Raw genomic sequence first — 17,839 nt, forward strand, 5'->3', positions numbered from 1 at the left:
TGGCGCGCGGTTATTCGGCGATATCGAAATCCACCACCACCTTGTCGGTCACCGGGAAACTCTGGCAGCTGAGCACGAACCCGCGCGCGACTTCATAGTCTTCCAGCGCGTAGTTCACGTCCATCTCCACTTCGCCATCAAGTACCTTGCAGCGGCAGGTGGAACACACGCCGCCCTTGCACGAATAGCGCATGTCGATGCCGGCGCGCAGGCCCGCGTCCAGCAGCGATTCGGTGTCCCGGTCCATCGTGAAGCTGGCGGCGCTGCCGTCCATGATCACGGTCACTTCGGTGTGCTGGCGCGCGCTGGCAGCAACCGCGCGCGGCGTGCGCTCGCGGGTCGGCGCGCTCGCGGCAAACAGCTCGATGCGGATCTGCTCCTTGGCCAGCCCGGCCGCCTGCAGCGCGCGCGAGACGCCATGCATCATGTCTTCGGGGCCGCAGATGAAGGCGACATCGATCGCCTTGATGTCGATCCACTGGCGCAGGAACTGCGTGCACTTGTCTTCGGTGATGCGGCCGTTGAAGAGTTCAATGTCCTGCTGCTCGCGGCTCATCACGTACACCAGACGCAGGCGGTCCATGTACTGGTCCTTGAGATCGGTGAGTTCGTCGCGAAACAGCACGCTCGACGAGGCGCGGTTGCCGTACACGATCGTGAAGCGGCTGGCTGGCTCGGCCAGCAGCGTGGTCTTGACGATCGACAGGATCGGCGTGATCCCGCTGCCGGCGGCAAACGCCAGGTAGTGGCGAGCGCTGGCGGCGTCGAGCGGCACATTGAAATTGCCGCTCGGTGGCATGACGTCCAGCTGCGCGCCCGGTTGCAGGCTGTCGTTGGCCCAGCTGGAGAACTGGCCGCCGGGCGTGCGCTTGATCGCCACGCGCAGCTGGTCGTCCTGTACCGCCGAACAGATCGAGTACGAGCGGCGCACGTCCTCGCCATCGATCGTGGTGCGCAGCGTCAGGTACTGGCCCTGGCGGAAGGCGAAGGTCTCTTTCAATGCCGGCGGCACATCGAACGTCACGCACACGGCATCGCGCGTTTCGTGTTTCACCTTGCTGACGGTGAGTGGATGGAATTGGCTCATGCTGGGCTTTAATGACACTTGAAGTAATCGAACGGCTCGCGGCAGTCGAGGCACTTGTAGAGCGCCTTGCACGGCGTCGAGCCGAATTCGCTGGTCAGCTGGGTGTGCGCCGAACCGCAGTGCGGGCAGCTCACGGCCGGCGCGGCGCGGCGGCGGATGCCGGCGTGCAGGCCGCTGATGTCGATCGCCTGCTGCACGGGGGGCGCGATGCCGTAGCCGGTGAGCGCAGCCTTGCCGGCAGCGCTCATCCAGTCGGTAGTCCAGGCGGGCGCCAGGCGCGTTGCGATGCGCACGCGCTCGAGGCCATGCGCGCGCAGTGCGTTGCCCACGCTGGCGGCGATCACGGTCATGGCCGGACAGCCCGAATACGTCGGTGTAATCGTGACCACCCACGTGTCGTCGTCCAGCACCACGTCGCGCACGATGCCCAGGTCGACGATCGAGATGACGGGGATTTCCGGATCGGCGACCTCGCCCAGCCAGGCCCAGACCTGCTCGACCGAAACGGCCAGCGCAGTCATCACCAGGCCGCGCCCGGATAGGCGCGCTGCAGGAACTGCATCTCGGCCAGGATGAAGCCGAGGCGCTCGCTGTGCCGGCCCTGCTTGCCGCCGCGCTGCATCCAGGCATCGGGCGATGGCATAGTCAAGGTGGCTTCGGTGAATATTTCGGCCAGGTGGTTCAGGTAGGCTTCGCGCAGCGGTCCGACAGCCGGCGCCACGCCCTGCGCCACCATTGCCTCGTCGACCGCGTCGTACAGGAACATCTCGCCGCTGTACATCCACAGGTCGTCCAGCGCAGTCTGCATCATCGCGCGGCTGGTGGCCGTGCCGTCACCCAGGCGCACTACCAGGTCGCCGCTGCGGCGCAGGTGGTACGTCACTTCCTTGAGCGACTTGGCCGCAATCTCGACGATGCGTGGGTCGCTCGAGCGGGTCAGGCCATCCATCAAGAAGTAGTGCCATGCGTCGAACAGGAACTGGCGCATGACGACGTCGGCATAACTGCCATTGGGCTGCTCGAGCAGGATGCAGTTGCGGTACTCGCCGCTGTCGCGCAGGAAGGCCAGGCGGTCCTCGTCGCGGCCCTGGCCTTCGAGTTCGGCGGCGTACGAGAGCCACATGCGGGTCTGGCCGAGCAGGTCGAGGGCCACGTTCGACAGCGCCATGTCTTCTTCGAGTGCCGGCCCCTTGCCGCACAACTGGCACAGTTGCTGCGACAGGATCAGGGCGTTGTCGCCCTGGCGCAGCAGGTAGTCGATTTTTGCATCCATGGGATTGGTCTCCGGCGCGCTCACAGATTCTTGACTTCTTCCGGCATCGGGAAGAACGTCGGGTGGCGATATACCTTGCTGTTGGCCGGCTCGAACAGTGAGGCCTTGTCGTGCGGGCTGCTGGCGACGATGTCGGCGGCGCGCACGACCCAGATCGAGACGCCTTCGTTGCGGCGTGTGTAGACGTCGCGTGCGTTGTTGACGGCCATTTCGGCGTCAGGGGCGTGCAGGCTGCCGACGTGCTTGTGGGCGAGGCCGTGCTGGCTGCGGATGAAGACTTCCCACAGGGGCCATTCTTTGCTCATTGTTGTCTCCGTATTGCCATCGCATCGTGTGAGTGTGCGAATGTGCGAAGGTGCGAATCTGCGGTGGACTCAGGCTGCCACTTTCTTTGCGGCCTGCTTGTCGGCGTGCGCCACCAGCGCGTCGCGGAACCATTCGCCGTCGTCCCAGGCTTTGACACGCGTGCGCAGGCGCTCGCGGTTGCACGGGCCATTGCCCTTCAAAACGTCATAGAACTCGCTCCAGTCGATCGCGCCGAAGTCGTACGAGCCGCGTTCGGCATTCCATTTGAGGTCGGGATCGGGCACCGTCAGGCCCAGGTACTCGGCTTGCGGCACGGTCTGGTCGACCATGCGCTGGCGCAGTTCGTCGTTGGAGAACAGCTTGATGCGCCAGGCGCTCGACTGCGCGCTGTTGACCGACTCGGCATCGGACGGCCCGAACATCATCAGCGACGGCCACCACCAGCGGTTGAGCGCATCCTGCGCCATCGCCTTCTGCTCGGGCGTGCCCCTGGCCAGCGCCATCATGATGTCGTAGCCCTGGCGCGCATGGAACGACTCTTCCTTGCAGACGCGAACCATGGCGCGCGCATACGGCCCGTACGAGCAGCGGCACAGCGGGATCTGGTTGATGATCGCCGAGCCGTCGACCAGCCAGCCGATCGCGCCCATATCGGCCCAGCTCAGGGTCGGATAGTTAAAAATGCTCGAATACTTGGCTTTGCCGGCATGCAGGGCCGCCAGCAGCTCGTCGCGCGACACGCCCAGGGTCTCGGCGGCGCTGTACAGGTACAGGCCGTGGCCGGCCTCGTCCTGGATCTTGGCCAGCAGGACCGACTTGCGCTGCAGGGTCGGCGCGCGCGTGACCCAGTTGCCTTCCGGGAGCTGGCCGACGATCTCGGAATGGGCATGCTGGGAGATCTGCCGGATCAGCGTCTTGCGGTATGCTTCCGGCATCCAGTCCTTCGGTTCGATCTTGATCCCGGCGTCGATGCGCGCCTGGAATGCCCCCTCTTCGGCGCTCATGTCCTGTTCTGTGCGGACTTTATTGAGGCCTGTCTCCACCATTTGTGCGTACATGGATCTCTCCCGTTGCAAAATCTGTGCGAATCATAATACGATACAAAAAATCGGAAGTACACAATAATTTTGAATCATATCGAGCCAGACCGTGAATGACATGACCAGCACCCAGTGGATCGCCCACAGCCTGGCCACTGATCCGCCGCGCCACAAATCGCTGGTGGTGACGATCTGCGGCGACGCGATCGCGCCCCATGGCGGCGCCTTCTGGCTGGGCAGCATGATCGAACTGCTTGCCCCCTTTGGCGTGAACGACCGGCTGGTGCGCACCAGCGTGTTCCGGCTGGTACAGGAAGGCTGGCTGACGGCCAGCCGCGAAGGCCGGCGCAGCCGCTATGCGCTGGCGCCGACGGCGCTGCCGCGCTTCGAGCGCGCCAACCGCCGCATCTACGCCGCCCCCGGACAGGATTGGGATGGCCGCTGGACGTTCGTGCTGGCCACCAACGGCAGCATCGACAGCGACCTGCGCGCGCTGGTGCGCAAGGAACTCGAATGGGAAGGCTTTGCGATGGTGGCCAGTGGTGTGATGGCGCATCCGGCGCCGGATCGCGACACACTGCGCGATATCCTCGCGCGCACGGGGGCCGAGGGGCGCGTGTTCGTGTGCCAGGCCGATGAGGTGCCGGACGCCGGTTCGCGCCCGTTGCCCGAACTGGTCGGCGACTGCTGGAACCTGAATGCGGTGGTGCTTGGGTACCGCGGCTTCATCGAGACGTTTGCGCCGCTGCCGGCCGTGCTGGCGCGCGGCGACGTCAGTCCAGCGCACGCATTCGCGATCCGCACCTTGCTGATCCACGCCTACCGCCGCGTGCAGCTGCACGACCCGATGCTGCCGCTGCCGCTGCTGCCCGACCCGTGGCCGGGCGCCGACGCGTACGCGCTGGCGCGCACCATTTATCAACTGAGCCACGAACGCGCCGAGGAGCACGTGCTGGCCATGCTGCGCGTCGAAGATGCGGCCACGCCCGGGGCGGATGCGGCGTTTCGCGGCCGCTTCGGCGGGCTGGCGCCACGGTAGCACGGCGAAAGCGGTATCATTTCTTCTTTGACGTCTTCCCAACACAGGACAACACCATGTCTATCAAGATCAGCAGCCAATTCGACGCTGGCGCCATCGAGGTCGTGAACGCCACGAGCGCGAACGCCATCGACCTGAACATCCGCAAGGATTCGCACGCCGACATTATCCAGTGGTTCTACTTCCGCCTGCAGGGCGCGCAAGGGCAAGCCTGCACCATCCGCCTGCTCAATGCCGGCAAGGCCGCCTATCCGGCCGGCTGGGAAAACTACCAGGCGATGGCGAGCTACGACCGCGTGAACTGGTTCCGCGTGCCGACGTCGTTCGACGGCAGCGTGCTGGCCATCGAGCACACGCCCGGCATGGACAGCGTGTATTACGCCTACTTCGAACCGTATTCGTTCGAACGCCACCTCGAGCTGCTCGACCGCGCCCAGATGGCCGAAAACGTGCGCATGCTCGATCTGGGTTCGACCGTCGATGGCCGCGACCTGAACATGCTGGTGATCGGCGAGCCGGCCGAAGGCAAGAAGAAGGTCTGGGTCATCGCGCGCCAGCATCCGGGCGAGACGATGGCCGAATGGTTCGTCGAAGGCATGCTCGACGCGCTGCTCGATCCGGCCCACCCGTTCGGCCGTCAGCTGCTGAAAGAATCGGTGTTCTACGTGGTGCCGAACATGAACCCGGACGGCTCGGTGCGCGGCAACCTGCGTACCAACGCCGCCGGCGCCAACCTGAACCGCGAGTGGCTCAATCCGAGCATGGAGCGCAGCCCTGAAGTCTTCCTGGTGCGCCAGAAGATGCACGAGACGGGCGTGGACGTATGCCTCGACGTGCACGGCGACGAAGGCTTGCCGTACGTGTTCGTGGCCGGCAGTGAGTCGCTGCCAAACTTCACCGCCGAGCAAGGCGCGGCGCAGGCCAGCTTCATCGCCGACTTCAAGGTCGCCAGCCCGGACTTCCAGGACGTGCACGGCTACGGCAAGACGCCGTACACCGACCAGACCCTGACCATGGGCTCGCCGCACATCACGCACACCTTCGGCGCCCTGTCTCTGACGCTGGAACTGCCGTTCAAGGACAATGCGAACGACCCGGATCCGCTGGTCGGCTGGGACGGCGCACGCAGCGCACGCCTGGGCGCAGCGGTGCTGCAGCCGGTGCTGAACGCGATCCGCGCGCGCAAGTAACACCCAGCCGTGCAACGCAAAGCGCCGTCGGATCGACGGCGCTTTTTTGTGTCCGCTGCACGGATAACATCGACTCAACGCAAGGTCCACAGCTGGGGTCAGGTCTGACATTCAGACACGACCTCAGCCTTAGCCACTTCAGACACACAGCTGGGGTCAGGTCTGACATTCAGACACAACCTCAGCCTTGATCACCTCAAATGGTATCTTGCCCAGTATTAGCGTGGCACGGTGCGAACTAGTTCTGACTGCCCGACTGTCGAGCTCGTGTCCGAATGTCAGACCTGACCCCAGCTTTTCGACTGTCCGACTGTCGAGATCGTGTCCGAATGTCAGACCTGACCCCAGCTTTTTTTCGGGACGGCGCACAGCGAGGCCGTGCAATGCAAAGCGCCGTCGGATCGACGGCGCTTTTTGTGTCCGCTGCACGCAGAACATCGACTGGACGGCTTACAGATCGACGCCCAGATGCGTCTTTACCCAGGCATTGGCGTCGCTGCTGCTGTCGAAATGCAGTGTGGCGATCGCGGTTTTATCCGGCGCCAGGAAAGTGGCATACACCTTGCGGCTGTCCCCGCTCGAGCTGAGCAGATCAGATTGGGGAGCGAGCTCGACGGTGGCTACCAGGTCGAGGTTGAGCAGCACCGTCTTCGGGCTGCTTTCCTTGTCGATGCGAACGAAACGGGTCATGCGTTTTCCTTAGTTGCCGGCAATGACCATGTTCTCGATCAGAATCGAGCCCGTGGTCTTGTTGCCGCGAACCAGCGTGTCGGTGCCGACGGCAACGATCTGCTGGAACATATCGCGCATATTGCCGGCGATCGTGATTTCTTCGACCGGGTACTGGATCACGCCCTGCTCGACCCAGTAACCGGAGGCACCGCGCGAATAATCGCCGGTGACGTAATTGACGCCCTGCCCCATCAGTTCAGTAACCAGCAGGCCCGTGCCGAGTTTGCGCAGCATGCCCTCGAAGTCATCGGTGCGGCGCGTGGCTGTCGAGACGATCTCGAGGTTGTGCGCGCCGCCGGCGTTGCCGGTCGTTGGCATGCCCATCTTGCGCGCCGTGTACGACGACAAAAAATAGCCTTGCAGCACGCCATCGTTGATCACCTTGCGGCGCACAGTCTTGACGCCTTCGTCATCGAACGGGGCCGAGCCGACGCCGCCGATCAGGTGCGGGTCTTCGACCACCTGGATATGCGATGGGAATACCGGTTTACCCAGCATGTCGAGCAGGAACGTGGACTTGCGGTACAGCGCGCCACCGGAGACGGCTTGCACGAACGCGCCCAAGAGGCCCGCGGCCAGTGGCGCTTCGAACAGCACCGGGCAGGTGCGGGTGGTCAGCTTGCGCGCATTCAGGCGTGCCAGCGCGCGCTCGGCGGCGTAGCGGCCGACTTTTTCAGGTGCGGCCAGTTGCTTGGGGTCGCGCGACGACGTGTACCAGTCGTCGCGCTGCATCGCGTTGCCCTTGCCGGCAATGGGCGCGACCGAGATCGTGTGACGCGAGAACGGGTAGCCACCAAGGAAACCACGCGAATTGGCAGCGACGAAGTGCGACTGCTGCACGTAGACGCTGGCGCCTTCGCTGTTGGTGATGCGTTTGTCGACGGCGAACGCGGCGGCTTCGCAGCGCTGGCCCAGTTCGACGGCTTGTTCGGTGGAGATCGGCCACGGATAGAACAGGCGCAGGTCGCGCGGCGCGGTTTCGATCAGGTCGGCGTCCGGCAGGCCGGCGCAGTCGTCTTCGGCCGTGAAGCGCGCGATGTTCGATGCGGCTTCGACGGTGGCCTTGAGCGAAGCGGCGGAAAAGTCGGACGTGCTCGCGTTGCCGCGGCGCTGGCCGAAATACACGGTGATGCCCAGGCCCTTGTCCTTGTTTTGCTCGATCGTCTCGATATTGCCTTTACGCACAGAAACCGACAGCCCGCTCCCTTCACTGATTTCGACAGCCGCGTCAGACGCGCCCTGCTCGCGCGCGAGGGCCAGCATGTCGCGCGCCAGCTGTTTCAGCTGATCCTGGGTGTGGGTAAAAGGGGTGTCGTTCATCGGTGTTTTTCGTGGCCAGCCCTAAAACAGTTATCATAGCAGCCGTTTACTGTTTTCACTGATCGGCCCAGTGCCAATCAAATCATTCAAATCATGCCTAATCCAAATCGCGGCTCGGTGGGCTTCCAGTCCAACGAGTTCGAACCAGAGTACGACCGTCCCTCCAAGTCGGAGCTCAAGCGCCAGTCGAACGAGTTGCAAAAGCTCGGCGAGCAGCTCGTCGAAGCGGCGCGCGACCGCGTCAAGCGCGTCGAGATGCCGGAGGACGTGCGCGATGCCATCCTCACGTGCCAGAGCATCACCAACCACGAAGGCCGGCGCCGCGCGCTGCAATTCGTGGGCAAGAAAATGCGCACGCTGAACGAAGAAGAAGTCGCCGTCATCCAGCGCACGATCGACAGCTGGAAAGGCGCGTCGAAGGCCGAGACAGCATCGCTGCACGCGCTCGAACGCCGCCGCGACAAGCTGCTGTCGGACGACACGGCGCTGACCGTGCTGCTCGAAGAAAACCCCGAACTCGACGTCCAGCACCTGCGTACCCTGATTCGCAACGCGCGCAAGGAAGTGGCCGAGTCCAAGCCGCCGAAAGCCTTCCGCGAAATCTTCCAGATCCTCAAGGACCTGCAAAAGAAGAAGAAAGCCGACGCCGCTGCCGCTGCCGACGAAGAAGCGAACGATGACGAGTCCGACGACGAGTAACAACGATGTGCTGGTGATCGGCCTTGTCTCTGTTTCCGACCGCGCCAGCGGTGGGGTCTACGAAGACAAGGGCATCCCGGCGCTGACAGACTGGCTGGCCAGCGCGCTCACGACCCCGTACCGGATCGAGACGCGCCTGATCCCGGACGAGCGCGCGGCCATCGAAGCCACGCTGATCGAGCTGGTCGACACGGCGCGCTGTCATCTGGTGCTCACCACCGGCGGCACCGGTCCCTCGCGGCGCGACGTCACGCCCGAGGCCACACTGGCCGTCGCGACCAAAGAGATGCCGGGCTTCGGCGAGCAGATGCGCCAGATCAGCCTGCGCTTCGTGCCGACCGCGATCCTGTCGCGCCAGACGGCCGTGATCCGTGAAACCGCAGACCATGCGGCGTTGATCATGAACCTGCCGGGCCAGCCGAAGTCGATCAAGGAAACGCTCGAAGGCCTCAAGGACGACACCGGCGCCACGCTCGTCGGCGGCATCTTTGCGGCTGTTCCCTACTGCGTCGACCTGATTGGCGGCCCGTATATGGAAACCAATCCGGCGGTCAGCCAGACCTTCCGCCCCAAATCGGCATTGCGAAAGACACCATGACCCAGCTGCTGGACAATATCGAAATCGAGACCGCCCCGAATCCGACCATCGCCGTCGTCTGGCTGCACGGCCTGGGCGCCGATGGCAATGACTTCGTGCCGCTCGTGCGTGAACTGGACCTGACCGGCCTTCCGGGCATCCGTTTCGTGTTCCCGCATGCGAACACGATGCCGGTGACAATCAACGGCGGCTACGTGATGCGCTCGTGGTACGACATCGTCGCCACCGACCTGACGCGGCGCGAAGACGAAGGCGGCCTGCGCGCATCGCAGTTGCAGGTCGAGGCGCTGATCGCGCGCGAAAAGGCGCGTGGCATTCCGGCCTCGCGCATCATCCTGGCCGGCTTCTCGCAGGGTTGCGCGATGACGCTGCAGACGGGTTTGCGCCATCCCGAGAAACTGGCGGGCATGCTGTGCCTGTCCGGTTACCTGCCGCTGTCCAGCGTCGCCGGCACCGAACGCAGCGAAGCGAGCCTGGCCACGCCGATCTTCATGGCGCACGGCGTGCAGGATCCGGTGGTGCCGTTTGCCCGCGCCGAAGAATCGCGCAAGGTTGTCGAGGCGCTCGGCTACCAGGTCGAGTGGCATGCGTATCCGATGCAGCACACGCTGTGCCTCGAAGAGGTGCAGGACATTTCAAAGTGGATTCGCAAGGTCGTCGCGTAACACCGCCAACGGCGGCCCTCACCTCCCGAGGGCCGTCGCCAACGCGGCCTTGACCGCCGCGTCCAACCGCGACACGATCTCCGACAACTCCCCCGGCGTCACGATGAACGGCGGCGCCAGCAACACGTGGTCACCCAGCTGGCCATCGATCGTCCCGCCCATCGGATAGACCAGCAAGCCGCGCGCCATCGCCTCGGACTTGATCGCCGCGTGCAGTTTGACTTCCGGCGCGAACGGCGCCTTCGTCTCGCGGTCCCGCACGAATTCCAGCGCCAGGAACAGCCCGCGCCCGCGGATGTCGCCCACGTGTTCGTGCGTGCCGAACGCATCGCCCAGCATCTGCCGCAGCAGCGCGCCGCGCCGCTGCACCTGCGCCAGCAGGTCGTCCCGTTCGATCACCTGCTGCACCGCCAGCGCCGCCGCTGCCGCCACCGGGTGGCCGATATACGTGTGCCCGTGCTGGAACATGCCGCTGCGCTGGCGCAGCGTGTCGACGATCGCCTCGTGCGCCAGCACCGCGCCGATCGGCTGGTAGCCGGCGCCCAGGCCCTTGGCCACGGCCACGATGTCCGGCGCCACGCCCTCCTGCCCGATCGCGTACATGCTGCCGGTGCGGCCCATGCCGCACATGACCTCATCGGCGATGAACAGGATGCGGTGCCGGTCGCAGATATCGCGCACGCCCTGGAAGTAGCCCGGCGTGGGCGGGATCGCGCCGCCGGTGGCGCCCACCACCGGCTCGGCGACGAAAGCGATGATGGTGTCCGGCCCGGCCTTGATGACAGCCGTTTCGAGCTCGTCGAGCAGACCGGCCGTGTAGTCGTCGAGCGACATGCCGTCGGTGCAGCCCCGGTACGCGTAGCAGGGCGCGACGCGCAGCGCCTCTTTCAGCAGCGGGGCAAAGGCGCGCTTGCGCCACTCGTTGCCGCCCACGCCCAGCGCGCCGAGCGTGTTGCCATGGTAGCTCTGGCGGCGCGCGATGAACTGCGTGCGCTGCGGCTCGCCCGCCTCGACCCAGTACTGGCGCGCCAGCTTGAGCGCAGTCTCCATCGCTTCCGAGCCGCCCGAGACAAAATACACGCCGCCCATATCCTGCGGCCCGCCGGCGATCAGGCGCTCGGCCAGTTGCTCGGCCACGTCGGTGGTGAAGAACGCAGTGTGGGCATACGCGCAGCGGTCGATCTGGCGGTGCATGGCCGCGATCACGTCCGGGTGGCCATGGCCCAGCGACGACACGGCCGCGCCGCTGCTGGCATCGAGGTAGGTCTTGCCAGTGCTGTCGCGCAGCACGATGCCTTCGCCGCCAACCGCCGTGGGCGGCACCTGGCGCAGGTTGCGGTGGATGATGTGGCTCATGGACGGCTCCCTCGGCGGTGGCTCAACGCTTGACGATAAGCGTGCTCCGAAGCACTTCTTTTGATTTTTAACGCGGGCCGTGCGAATATTTTCCTGCTTTCAATTTCGATACAACAGGCGGGTATGCTCGATGAATGAACGTCTCGGCCCCATCCCCGATCACGCCCTGAACGCGGCCCAGCGCGCCGCCGCGCAGGAGATCATCGATGGCCCGCGCGGCGCTGTCTACGGCCCGTTCGTGCCGCTGCTGCGCAGTCCCGAGCTGATGCTGCATGCGCAGCGCATGGGCGAGTACCTGCGCTACCGCAGCGCGCTCGGCGTGCGCTTGTCGGAGCTGGCAATCCTGGTCACGGCGCGCCAGTGGGACCAGGCCGTGGAATGGGCGATCCATGCGCCGATCGCGGCGCAGGCGGGGATTCCGTCAGCCGTCATCGCGGCCATTGCGGCGCGTGAGCGGCCCGCCGACATGCTGGTCGACGAGGCGGTGGTGCACGACTTCTGCATCGAGCTGCACGAGACAAAAGCGGTGTCGGACCGCGTGTATGCGGATGCGCTGGCGCTGTTCGGCGAACAGGGCGCGGTCGACTTGACGGGGATCTGCGGCTATTACACGCTGCTGGCAATGGTGATGAATACGGCGCAAACGGCCGTACCGGATACCGGCGAGCCGCGCGGCGGCCCGCCTTGATACCCCTTACTTCGGATACGCCACGACGTCGGCCTGCTGCTCACCGAGACCGGCGATCCCCAGGCGCAGCTGGTCGCCCTTCTTGAGGAAGCGCTGCGGCTTGCGGCCCATGCCCACGCCCGGCGGCGTGCCGGTGGTGATGATGTCGCCCGGTTCAAGCGTCATGAAGCGCGACACGTAGCTCACGAGCTGCGCGACGCTGAAGATCATGCTGGCCGTGTTCCCGGTCTGCATGCGCTTGCCGTTCAGTTCCAGGTACAGGTCGAGGTCCTGCACGTCGAGGATCTCGTCGCGCGTGACGAGGAACGGGCCGACCGGGCCGAAGGTATCGCAGCCTTTGCCCTTGTCCCACTGCGAGCCCATCTCGAACTGATAGGCGCGCTCAGTCACATCATTCACCACGCAATAGCCGGCGACGAACTTGAGCGCGTCTTCTTCGCTCACGTACTGCGCGCGCGTGCCGATGATCACGCCGAGTTCGACTTCCCAGTCGGTTTTCTTCGAGCCCTTCGGGAGCTGGATCGGATCGTCCGGGCCGTTCAGGGCGCTGATCGCCTTGGTGAAGAAGATCGGTTCGGCCGGCACCTCGGCGCCCGTTTCGCGCACGTGGTCCAGGTAATTCATGCCGATGCCGATGAATTTGCCGACGCCCCTGACCGGCACGCCCAGACGCGGGTTGCCACGCACGAGCGGCAGCGTTTTCTGGTCGAGTTTGGCAAGTTTGCGCAGCGCCTTGTCGGACAGCTGCGACGGATCGATGTCGTCGATGATCCCGGACAGGTCGCGCAGGCGGCCCTCTTCATCGAACAGGCCCGGCTTTTCCTTGCCCGGGCGGCCATAGCGGACCAGTCTCATGATGTCATTCCTGTAGAAAAACGCGAATGATACCAATGAATGGTGTCAACCAATGCCTTAGTGGCTCCATTAGTGGCTCAGCAGGTAGGCGCTGATATCGATCGCATCGCGCTCGCTCACGCCCATGTTCGGCATCGCGTTGCCCGGATCGATCGCCTGCGGATCGCGGATCCAGCGCACCAGGTTGGCCTGGGTATTGGGCAGCTTGCCCGCGATGTAGCGCTGCTGCGCGAGTTCGTCGAGCGGCCGGCCCACGCGCACATCCGAGCCGGGCACGCCCGGCACCACGTGGCAGGAATGGCAGGCGTATTGCGCAGCGGCGATCTTGCCGCGCATCGGGTCGCCCACCAGGCCGGGGGCCAGTTTCGGGGCGCAGCCGGCCAGCAGCGCGGACAGGCCGAGAATGATGGTGATCGTGAATTTCATGGCTGGCCTTCCTGTCCCTGCTGCGCGCGGTCCGTTGCTGTCTGTTCGACATGCGGCGGAACGGCGCCGCCCGCCGTCATGCGTTTGAAGTCCTGGCTTGTCATGCCCGGCATGGCGCCCACGAACGCCACCACCGCCCACATGTCCGGCTCACTCAGGTGGTATTCCCAGGCCGGCATGCCGCTCATCTTGATGCCGTTGCGGGTGATCCAGTACAGCTCGCGCGTCTTCCAGTTGACATCCGCATCGACCAGCGGCCCCGGGGCCGGCTGCATGCTCATGCCGATCGTGCTGGGTGCCACGCCCGGCCCACCGTGGCATTGCACGCAGTTGGCCTGGTAGACCAGCGCACCGCGCTGCAGGCGCTCGGGCGTATTCAGGTTCGGTGGCACCACGACCTCGCGCGCGTGATTCTGCACCGAGTACTGCATGCCCTCGCCCAGCACCGTGTAGACCAGCGCGTAATGCTGCGTGATCGCGCTCAGGTCATAGAAGCCCCCGCGCAGCACGATCAGGCCACCGACGGCGCCGATCGTGCCCGCGCCCAGCAGGGTCAACACCATGGTCTTGACAATAAGTCGTGCGCGATTAGATAGCATAGCCTAGGGCGTCCAGTTGAAAGAATGACATCTACTTTCCTTGTATTATAAAAGCCATCGCTTTTTCACGAAAAACCAACCGTGCGCAACCCATCTCGTCAATACCGACGCTTCTTTCCTGTGCTGCGGGCTGGCCTGACTACTGCCACCGTGCTCGTCTGCGCAGTGCTGGCAAGCGGCTGCACCAAGGAAGCACCCGCATCGCGCGTGGCCGGCGGCGACCCCGAACGCGGCCGTTTGCTGGTGCAGCAATACCAGTGCGCCGCCTGCCACTTCATCCCCGAAGTCCAGGGTCCGAATGGCGATGCCGGTCCGTCGCTCCAGGCCATGGGCCGCATGAGCTACATCGCCGGCAGCATCCCGAACCAGCCGGAGAACATGATCCGCTTCCTGCAGAATCCTCCTGCAGTGAAACCCGGCACCCTGATGCCGGCGCTCGGCATCAGCAACGAAGAAGCGCGCCACATGGCCGCCTTCATGTATTCGCTTAAATAATATGACGCCAATAAGCGACATCCAGTCCGTCATGCACCCGGCCGGCGCCGACGCGGCCATCATTTATCAGTTCACGTGGGTCCTGTTTGTCGGCGGCGCGGTGATCTTCGCCATCGTCATGGGCCTGCTCGCGCTGGCCATGCGGCGCCAGGCGCGCCCGATCACGCCGGGTGTCTGGATCCTGGGTGCCGGCATCGCGTTTCCGGTCATCGTGCTGACAGCGCTGCTCACATGGAGCACCTGGCGCACCGGGCAACTGGTACCGCAAACCTCGCACAAGGCATTGAGCATCTCGGTGACCGGCAAGATGTGGTGGTGGGAAGTGCGCTACCGCGACCCCACAAGCAACCGCGAAATCATCAGCGCCAACGAGATCTATATACCGGTCGGCGAATCGGTCTACCTGGGCCTGACCGCATCGGACGTGATCCACAGCCTGTGGGTGCCATCGCTGGCGGGCAAGCGCGACATGATCCCGGGCCGCGTGACAGGCCTGAACCTGCGCGCCGACAAGCCGGGCACCTACCGCGGGCAGTGCGCCGAATACTGCGGCGAGCAGCATGCACGCATGGCGTTTCACGTGATTGCCCTGCCGCGTCCCGAGTTCGATGCCTGGCTCGCGCGCCAGGGCCAGCCGGCCCTGCCGGCCGACACCACGATCCTGCAGCGTGGCCGCGAGGCGTTTCTTGCGCAGCAGTGCCAGACCTGCCACACGATCCGCGGCGTGACCGATGTCGCGCCGCAGCTGGATGAACGGATTGCCGATGCGCCGCGCCTCGGTCCCGACCTGACGCACATCGGCAGCCGCCGGCATATCGCCGCCGGCACGGTGCGCAATCACCGCGGTACGCTGGCCGGCTGGATCGCCGACCCGCAAGCCATCAAAACGGGCGTCTTCATGCCGCCCTCCCCGGACCTGGACGGCGAGACCCTGCGCGCACTGGCCACCTACCTTGAGCACCTGAAATGACGCGCGACGCAACCTTACCCAACTCCGCCCCACGCCCGCCAGAGGAGCTGGAAAAACTGGAGGCCGTGTGGAAGACGCCATCCGGTCTGGGCTTCTTCAAGTCGGTCAACAACACCAATATCGGCCTGCTGTACATCGGCACGGCGATCCTGTTCTTCATCCTCGCCGGTATCCTGGCCCTGATCATGCGGGTGCAGTTGTCGGTGCCGGACAACGACCTGGTTTCGGCCGGCACCTACAACCAGATCTTCACGATGCATGGCACCGTGATGATGTTCCTGTTCGCGATTCCGATCGTCGAGGCGATCGCGGTCTACCTGCTGCCGAATATGCTGGGCGCACGCGATCTGCCATTCCCGCGCCTGTCCGCGTATGCGTTCTGGTGCTACGCCTTCGGCGGCCTCGCGTTCTTCTGCACGCTGTTCTGGGGCCTGGCGCCGGACGGTGGCTGGTTCATGTACCCGCCGCTGACGGGCATGAAGTATTCGCCTGGCCTGAACGCCGACTTCTGGCTTCTGGGGATCGGCTTCATCGAGATTTCCGCCATTGCCGGCGCCATCGAACTGATCGTCGGCATCCTGTTTACCCGCGCGCCGGGCATGACGCTGCGCCGCATGCCGGTGTATGCGTGGGCCATGCTGGTCGTGGGCGTGATGATCATCATCGCCTTCCCGGCCGTGATTGCCGGCACGGCGCTGCTCGAACTGGAGCGCGCGCTGAACCTGCCGATCTTCGACCCAGAACGCGGCGGCGACCCGATCATCTGGCAGCACCTGTTCTGGTTCTTCGGTCACCCTGAGGTCTACATCATCTTCCTGCCGGCCGCCGGCATGATCTCGACGATGATCCCGACCATCGCCGGCAACCGCCTGGTGGGCCGCCGCGCGATTGTCGTCGCACTGGTCGGCGTGGGCATCTTCAGCTTCGGCCTGTGGGCGCACCACATGTTCACGGCGGGCCTGGGCGTCATTGAAATGAGCCTGATCTCGGCGGCCAGCATGGCCGTGGCGATCCCCACCGGCATCCAGGTGTTCGGCTGGATTGCCACGCTGTGGAGCGGCCGCATCAGGATGAATGCGCCGACGCTGTTCATGCTCGGCTTCATGTTCATCTTCGTGCTCGGCGGCCTGACCGGCGTGATGGTGGCCGTGATCCCGTTCGACTGGCAGGTGCACGACACCTACTTCATCGTGGCCCACCTGCACTATGTGCTCATCGGCGGCATGGTGTTCCCGGTGTTTGCCGCGATCTACTACTGGATCCCGCTCATCAACGGCAACACGATGTCCGAGCGCCTGTCGAAATGGACTTTCTGGCTGCTGTTCGGGGGCTTTAACATCAGCTTCTTCCCGATGCACATCACAGGCCTGTTCGGCATGCCGCGCCGCGTCTACACGTATTCGAGCGAGATGGGCTGGGATGCCCTGAACATGATCTCGACCCTGGGCTCGTTCCTGTTCGCGCTCGGCATCCTCTTGATGATCGTCGACGCCACGCGCACGCTGCGCCGCCCGACCAAGGACGTGGGCAATCCGTGGAATGCGGCCACGCTCGAATGGCTGCCGTCGGAAGACTACGGCAACCGCAGCATCCCGATCGTTACGTCGGACGATCCGCTGTGGGACCAGCCGACGCTGTCGCAGGAAGTCGCCGAAGGCCGTCACTACCTGCCCAACACCGTCACCGGCCGCCGCGAAACCATCTCCACCAGCCCGGTCAGCGCCAAGCCGACCTACCTGATGATCCTGCCGGGCGACAGCTGGCTGACCGTGCTGGGTGCCTTCGGCACCGCCGGCTTCTTCCTGCTCCTGACCGTCAAGGCCAACGTGCTGGCGACCATCTGCGGCGTGATCGCGATCGGCTCGATCATCGCCTGGCTGTGGCAATCGGACCAGAAGGTGCCGATGCGCGAAGCCGACATCGGCGGGGGCGTCATCCTGCCGATCGGCGCACGCGGCACCGCGTCGCACTCATGGTGGGGCACGTTCATCATGCTGATCGTGCTGTTCCTGATCTACTGCTCGTTCGCCTACGTCTACATTCACACATCGATGCGGCTGCAGATCTGCCCACCGCCGGGCGCATCGCTGCCGGCGTGGTCGTGGACGCTGCTGTCGGCCGGCCTGCTGCTGGGCGGCTCCGCGCTGGTGTGGCTCAGCGACCGGGTGTCGAACAAGCTCACGCCGTGGGTGCTGATCGTGGCGCTGGCGTGTACGGCTGCCGCCTTCGGTGTCGACGTCTATAGCTGGCGCCTCGTGAAACTGGACGGCACCCGCGATACGTGGAGCGCATCGATCTCGATCCTGCTCGGCTTCCAGGGCCTCATGCTGTTCGTGCTGCTGCTGGCCGCCCCGTACCTGTGCGTGCGCGCCTGGCGCGGCATGATCAGTGCCGAGAACCGCGCCACGCGCGACAATATCGCGCTGATCTGGCACTACGTAACGCTGCAGGGCTTCGCAGGATTCCTGGTGATCCGCGGCCTGCTGCTGGTGATGGAGTGA

20 protein-coding genes are annotated in these 17,839 nt (G+C 64.8%); 9 read left to right on the forward strand and 11 right to left on the reverse strand.

Annotated features, from left to right (window positions below):
- Positions 1–10 precede the first annotated feature (10 nt).
- From paaE to paaA, 5 genes are all read right to left on the reverse strand, one after another.
- Positions 11–1,087 carry a 1,2-phenylacetyl-CoA epoxidase subunit PaaE gene (gene paaE / locus AC56LY_RS16975; RefSeq protein ID WP_499581410.1) on the reverse strand — a complete coding sequence of 359 codons (1,077 nt, stop codon included), beginning with the start codon at positions 1,085–1,087 and terminating at the stop codon, positions 11–13.
- A gap of 8 nt (positions 1,088–1,095) precedes the next feature.
- A complete protein-coding gene (paaD, locus tag AC56LY_RS16980) occupies positions 1,096–1,608 on the reverse strand; it encodes a 1,2-phenylacetyl-CoA epoxidase subunit PaaD (RefSeq protein WP_499582070.1) in 513 nt (170 codons plus the stop codon).
- Positions 1,608–2,360 carry a 1,2-phenylacetyl-CoA epoxidase subunit PaaC gene (paaC, locus tag AC56LY_RS16985; RefSeq protein WP_499581412.1) on the reverse strand — a complete coding sequence of 251 codons (753 nt, stop codon included), beginning with the start codon at positions 2,358–2,360 and terminating at the stop codon, positions 1,608–1,610. Before paaC ends, paaD begins: the two co-directional genes overlap by 1 nt.
- Positions 2,361–2,380: 20 nt before the next feature.
- Complete coding sequence (paaB, locus tag AC56LY_RS16990; RefSeq protein WP_332532214.1) at positions 2,381–2,665, reverse strand: 1,2-phenylacetyl-CoA epoxidase subunit PaaB; 285 nt, start codon at positions 2,663–2,665, stop codon at positions 2,381–2,383.
- A gap of 69 nt (positions 2,666–2,734) precedes the next feature.
- On the reverse strand, positions 2,735–3,724 hold the full coding sequence (gene paaA / locus AC56LY_RS16995; protein WP_499503807.1) for a 1,2-phenylacetyl-CoA epoxidase subunit PaaA: 990 nt from the start codon (positions 3,722–3,724) through the stop codon (positions 2,735–2,737).
- 100 nt (positions 3,725–3,824) lie between these two features.
- Between paaA and paaX the strand changes: the two genes are divergently transcribed.
- A complete protein-coding gene (gene paaX, locus AC56LY_RS17000) occupies positions 3,825–4,745 on the forward strand; it encodes a phenylacetic acid degradation operon negative regulatory protein PaaX (RefSeq protein WP_499582072.1) in 921 nt (306 codons plus the stop codon).
- 56 nt (positions 4,746–4,801) lie between these two features.
- On the forward strand, positions 4,802–5,935 hold the full coding sequence (locus tag AC56LY_RS17005) for a M14 family metallopeptidase (protein ID WP_482896284.1): 1,134 nt from the start codon (positions 4,802–4,804) through the stop codon (positions 5,933–5,935).
- 450 nt (positions 5,936–6,385) lie between these two features.
- On the opposite strand, the gene AC56LY_RS17010 is transcribed toward AC56LY_RS17005, so the two are convergent.
- Together AC56LY_RS17010 and pmbA are read right to left on the reverse strand one after the other, a co-directional pair.
- The gene (locus AC56LY_RS17010; RefSeq protein WP_499581415.1) at positions 6,386–6,625 is read right to left on the reverse strand and encodes a hypothetical protein; all 240 of its coding nucleotides are present in this window, start codon (positions 6,623–6,625) and stop codon (positions 6,386–6,388) included.
- A 9-nt stretch (positions 6,626–6,634) separates the two neighbouring features.
- Positions 6,635–7,987 (reverse strand): metalloprotease PmbA, encoded by a 1,353-nt coding sequence (gene pmbA / locus AC56LY_RS17015; protein WP_499581417.1) that lies wholly within the window; start codon positions 7,985–7,987, stop codon positions 6,635–6,637.
- Positions 7,988–8,080: 93 nt separating this feature from the next.
- Between pmbA and yjgA the strand changes: the two genes are divergently transcribed.
- The 3 genes from yjgA to AC56LY_RS17030 are packed head-to-tail and all read left to right on the forward strand — an operon-like array spanning position 8,081 to position 9,949.
- Positions 8,081–8,686 carry a ribosome biogenesis factor YjgA gene (yjgA, locus tag AC56LY_RS17020; RefSeq protein ID WP_343026144.1) on the forward strand — a complete coding sequence of 202 codons (606 nt, stop codon included), beginning with the start codon at positions 8,081–8,083 and terminating at the stop codon, positions 8,684–8,686.
- Positions 8,664–9,284, forward strand: coding sequence for a molybdopterin adenylyltransferase (gene mog, locus AC56LY_RS17025; RefSeq protein WP_499581419.1), 621 nt, complete (start codon positions 8,664–8,666; stop codon positions 9,282–9,284). Before yjgA ends, mog begins: the two co-directional genes overlap by 23 nt.
- Positions 9,281–9,949 carry an alpha/beta hydrolase gene (locus tag AC56LY_RS17030; RefSeq protein WP_499581421.1) on the forward strand — a complete coding sequence of 223 codons (669 nt, stop codon included), beginning with the start codon at positions 9,281–9,283 and terminating at the stop codon, positions 9,947–9,949. Before mog ends, AC56LY_RS17030 begins: the two co-directional genes overlap by 4 nt.
- 18 nt (positions 9,950–9,967) lie before the next feature.
- Here AC56LY_RS17030 and AC56LY_RS17035 read toward each other — a convergent pair whose 3' ends face one another.
- Entirely contained in the window at positions 9,968–11,305 is a 1,338-nt protein-coding gene (locus AC56LY_RS17035) for an aspartate aminotransferase family protein (protein ID WP_499581423.1), read from the reverse strand.
- Between the two features lie 130 nt (positions 11,306–11,435).
- Here AC56LY_RS17035 and AC56LY_RS17040 point away from each other — a divergent pair, with 130 nt between their 5' ends.
- Complete coding sequence (locus AC56LY_RS17040; RefSeq protein WP_499581425.1) at positions 11,436–11,993, forward strand: carboxymuconolactone decarboxylase family protein; 558 nt, start codon at positions 11,436–11,438, stop codon at positions 11,991–11,993.
- A gap of 6 nt (positions 11,994–11,999) precedes the next feature.
- On the opposite strand, the gene AC56LY_RS17045 is transcribed toward AC56LY_RS17040, so the two are convergent.
- The 3 genes from AC56LY_RS17045 to AC56LY_RS17055 all read right to left on the reverse strand — a co-directional run bounded on the left by AC56LY_RS17045 (position 12,000) and on the right by AC56LY_RS17055 (position 13,837).
- Positions 12,000–12,848 carry a fumarylacetoacetate hydrolase family protein gene (locus AC56LY_RS17045; RefSeq protein ID WP_499581427.1) on the reverse strand — a complete coding sequence of 283 codons (849 nt, stop codon included), beginning with the start codon at positions 12,846–12,848 and terminating at the stop codon, positions 12,000–12,002.
- A gap of 69 nt (positions 12,849–12,917) precedes the next feature.
- On the reverse strand, positions 12,918–13,274 hold the full coding sequence (locus AC56LY_RS17050) for a c-type cytochrome (RefSeq protein WP_499581429.1): 357 nt from the start codon (positions 13,272–13,274) through the stop codon (positions 12,918–12,920).
- Entirely contained in the window at positions 13,271–13,837 is a 567-nt protein-coding gene (locus AC56LY_RS17055; RefSeq protein WP_499581431.1) for a c-type cytochrome, read from the reverse strand. Before AC56LY_RS17055 ends, AC56LY_RS17050 begins: the two co-directional genes overlap by 4 nt.
- A 117-nt stretch (positions 13,838–13,954) precedes the next feature.
- Between AC56LY_RS17055 and AC56LY_RS17060 the strand changes: the two genes are divergently transcribed.
- From AC56LY_RS17060 to ctaD, 3 genes are read left to right on the forward strand one after another with little or no spacing between them, the layout of a single operon-like run.
- Positions 13,955–14,368, forward strand: a complete 414-nt coding sequence (locus tag AC56LY_RS17060) for a c-type cytochrome (RefSeq protein ID WP_499581433.1) — start codon at positions 13,955–13,957, stop codon at positions 14,366–14,368.
- 1 nt (position 14,369) lies between these two features.
- The gene (gene coxB, locus AC56LY_RS17065) at positions 14,370–15,338 is read left to right on the forward strand and encodes a cytochrome c oxidase subunit II (RefSeq protein WP_499581435.1); all 969 of its coding nucleotides are present in this window, start codon (positions 14,370–14,372) and stop codon (positions 15,336–15,338) included.
- Entirely contained in the window at positions 15,335–17,839 is a 2,505-nt protein-coding gene (ctaD, locus tag AC56LY_RS17070; RefSeq protein ID WP_499581437.1) for a cytochrome c oxidase subunit I, read from the forward strand. Before coxB ends, ctaD begins: the two co-directional genes overlap by 4 nt.

The organism is Telluria sp. ZT3P25, from assembly GCF_059685895.1.

Bases quoted from the DNA above. Each gene is read 5' to 3' on its own strand.
- paaE (WP_499581410.1), bottom strand. From the start codon at position 1,087: ATGAGCCAATTCCATCCACTCACCGTCAGCAAGGTGAAACACGAAACG.
- paaD (WP_499582070.1), bottom strand. From the start codon at position 1,608: ATGACTGCGCTGGCCGTTTCGGTCGAGCAGGTCTGGGCCTGGCTGGGC.
- paaC (WP_499581412.1), bottom strand. From the start codon at position 2,360: ATGGATGCAAAAATCGACTACCTGCTGCGCCAGGGCGACAACGCCCTG.
- paaB (WP_332532214.1), bottom strand. From the start codon at position 2,665: ATGAGCAAAGAATGGCCCCTGTGGGAAGTCTTCATCCGCAGCCAGCAC.
- paaA (WP_499503807.1), bottom strand. From the start codon at position 3,724: ATGTACGCACAAATGGTGGAGACAGGCCTCAATAAAGTCCGCACAGAA.
- paaX (WP_499582072.1), top strand. From the start codon at position 3,825: ATGACCAGCACCCAGTGGATCGCCCACAGCCTGGCCACTGATCCGCCG.
- AC56LY_RS17005 (WP_482896284.1), top strand. From the start codon at position 4,802: ATGTCTATCAAGATCAGCAGCCAATTCGACGCTGGCGCCATCGAGGTC.
- AC56LY_RS17010 (WP_499581415.1), bottom strand. From the start codon at position 6,625: ATGACCCGTTTCGTTCGCATCGACAAGGAAAGCAGCCCGAAGACGGTG.
- pmbA (WP_499581417.1), bottom strand. From the start codon at position 7,987: ATGAACGACACCCCTTTTACCCACACCCAGGATCAGCTGAAACAGCTG.
- yjgA (WP_343026144.1), top strand. From the start codon at position 8,081: ATGCCTAATCCAAATCGCGGCTCGGTGGGCTTCCAGTCCAACGAGTTC.
- mog (WP_499581419.1), top strand. From the start codon at position 8,664: ATGACGAGTCCGACGACGAGTAACAACGATGTGCTGGTGATCGGCCTT.
- AC56LY_RS17030 (WP_499581421.1), top strand. From the start codon at position 9,281: ATGACCCAGCTGCTGGACAATATCGAAATCGAGACCGCCCCGAATCCG.
- AC56LY_RS17035 (WP_499581423.1), bottom strand. From the start codon at position 11,305: ATGAGCCACATCATCCACCGCAACCTGCGCCAGGTGCCGCCCACGGCG.
- AC56LY_RS17040 (WP_499581425.1), top strand. From the start codon at position 11,436: ATGAATGAACGTCTCGGCCCCATCCCCGATCACGCCCTGAACGCGGCC.
- AC56LY_RS17045 (WP_499581427.1), bottom strand. From the start codon at position 12,848: ATGAGACTGGTCCGCTATGGCCGCCCGGGCAAGGAAAAGCCGGGCCTG.
- AC56LY_RS17050 (WP_499581429.1), bottom strand. From the start codon at position 13,274: ATGAAATTCACGATCACCATCATTCTCGGCCTGTCCGCGCTGCTGGCC.
- AC56LY_RS17055 (WP_499581431.1), bottom strand. From the start codon at position 13,837: ATGGTGTTGACCCTGCTGGGCGCGGGCACGATCGGCGCCGTCGGTGGC.
- coxB (WP_499581435.1), top strand. From the start codon at position 14,370: ATGACGCCAATAAGCGACATCCAGTCCGTCATGCACCCGGCCGGCGCC.
- ctaD (WP_499581437.1), top strand. From the start codon at position 15,335: ATGACGCGCGACGCAACCTTACCCAACTCCGCCCCACGCCCGCCAGAG.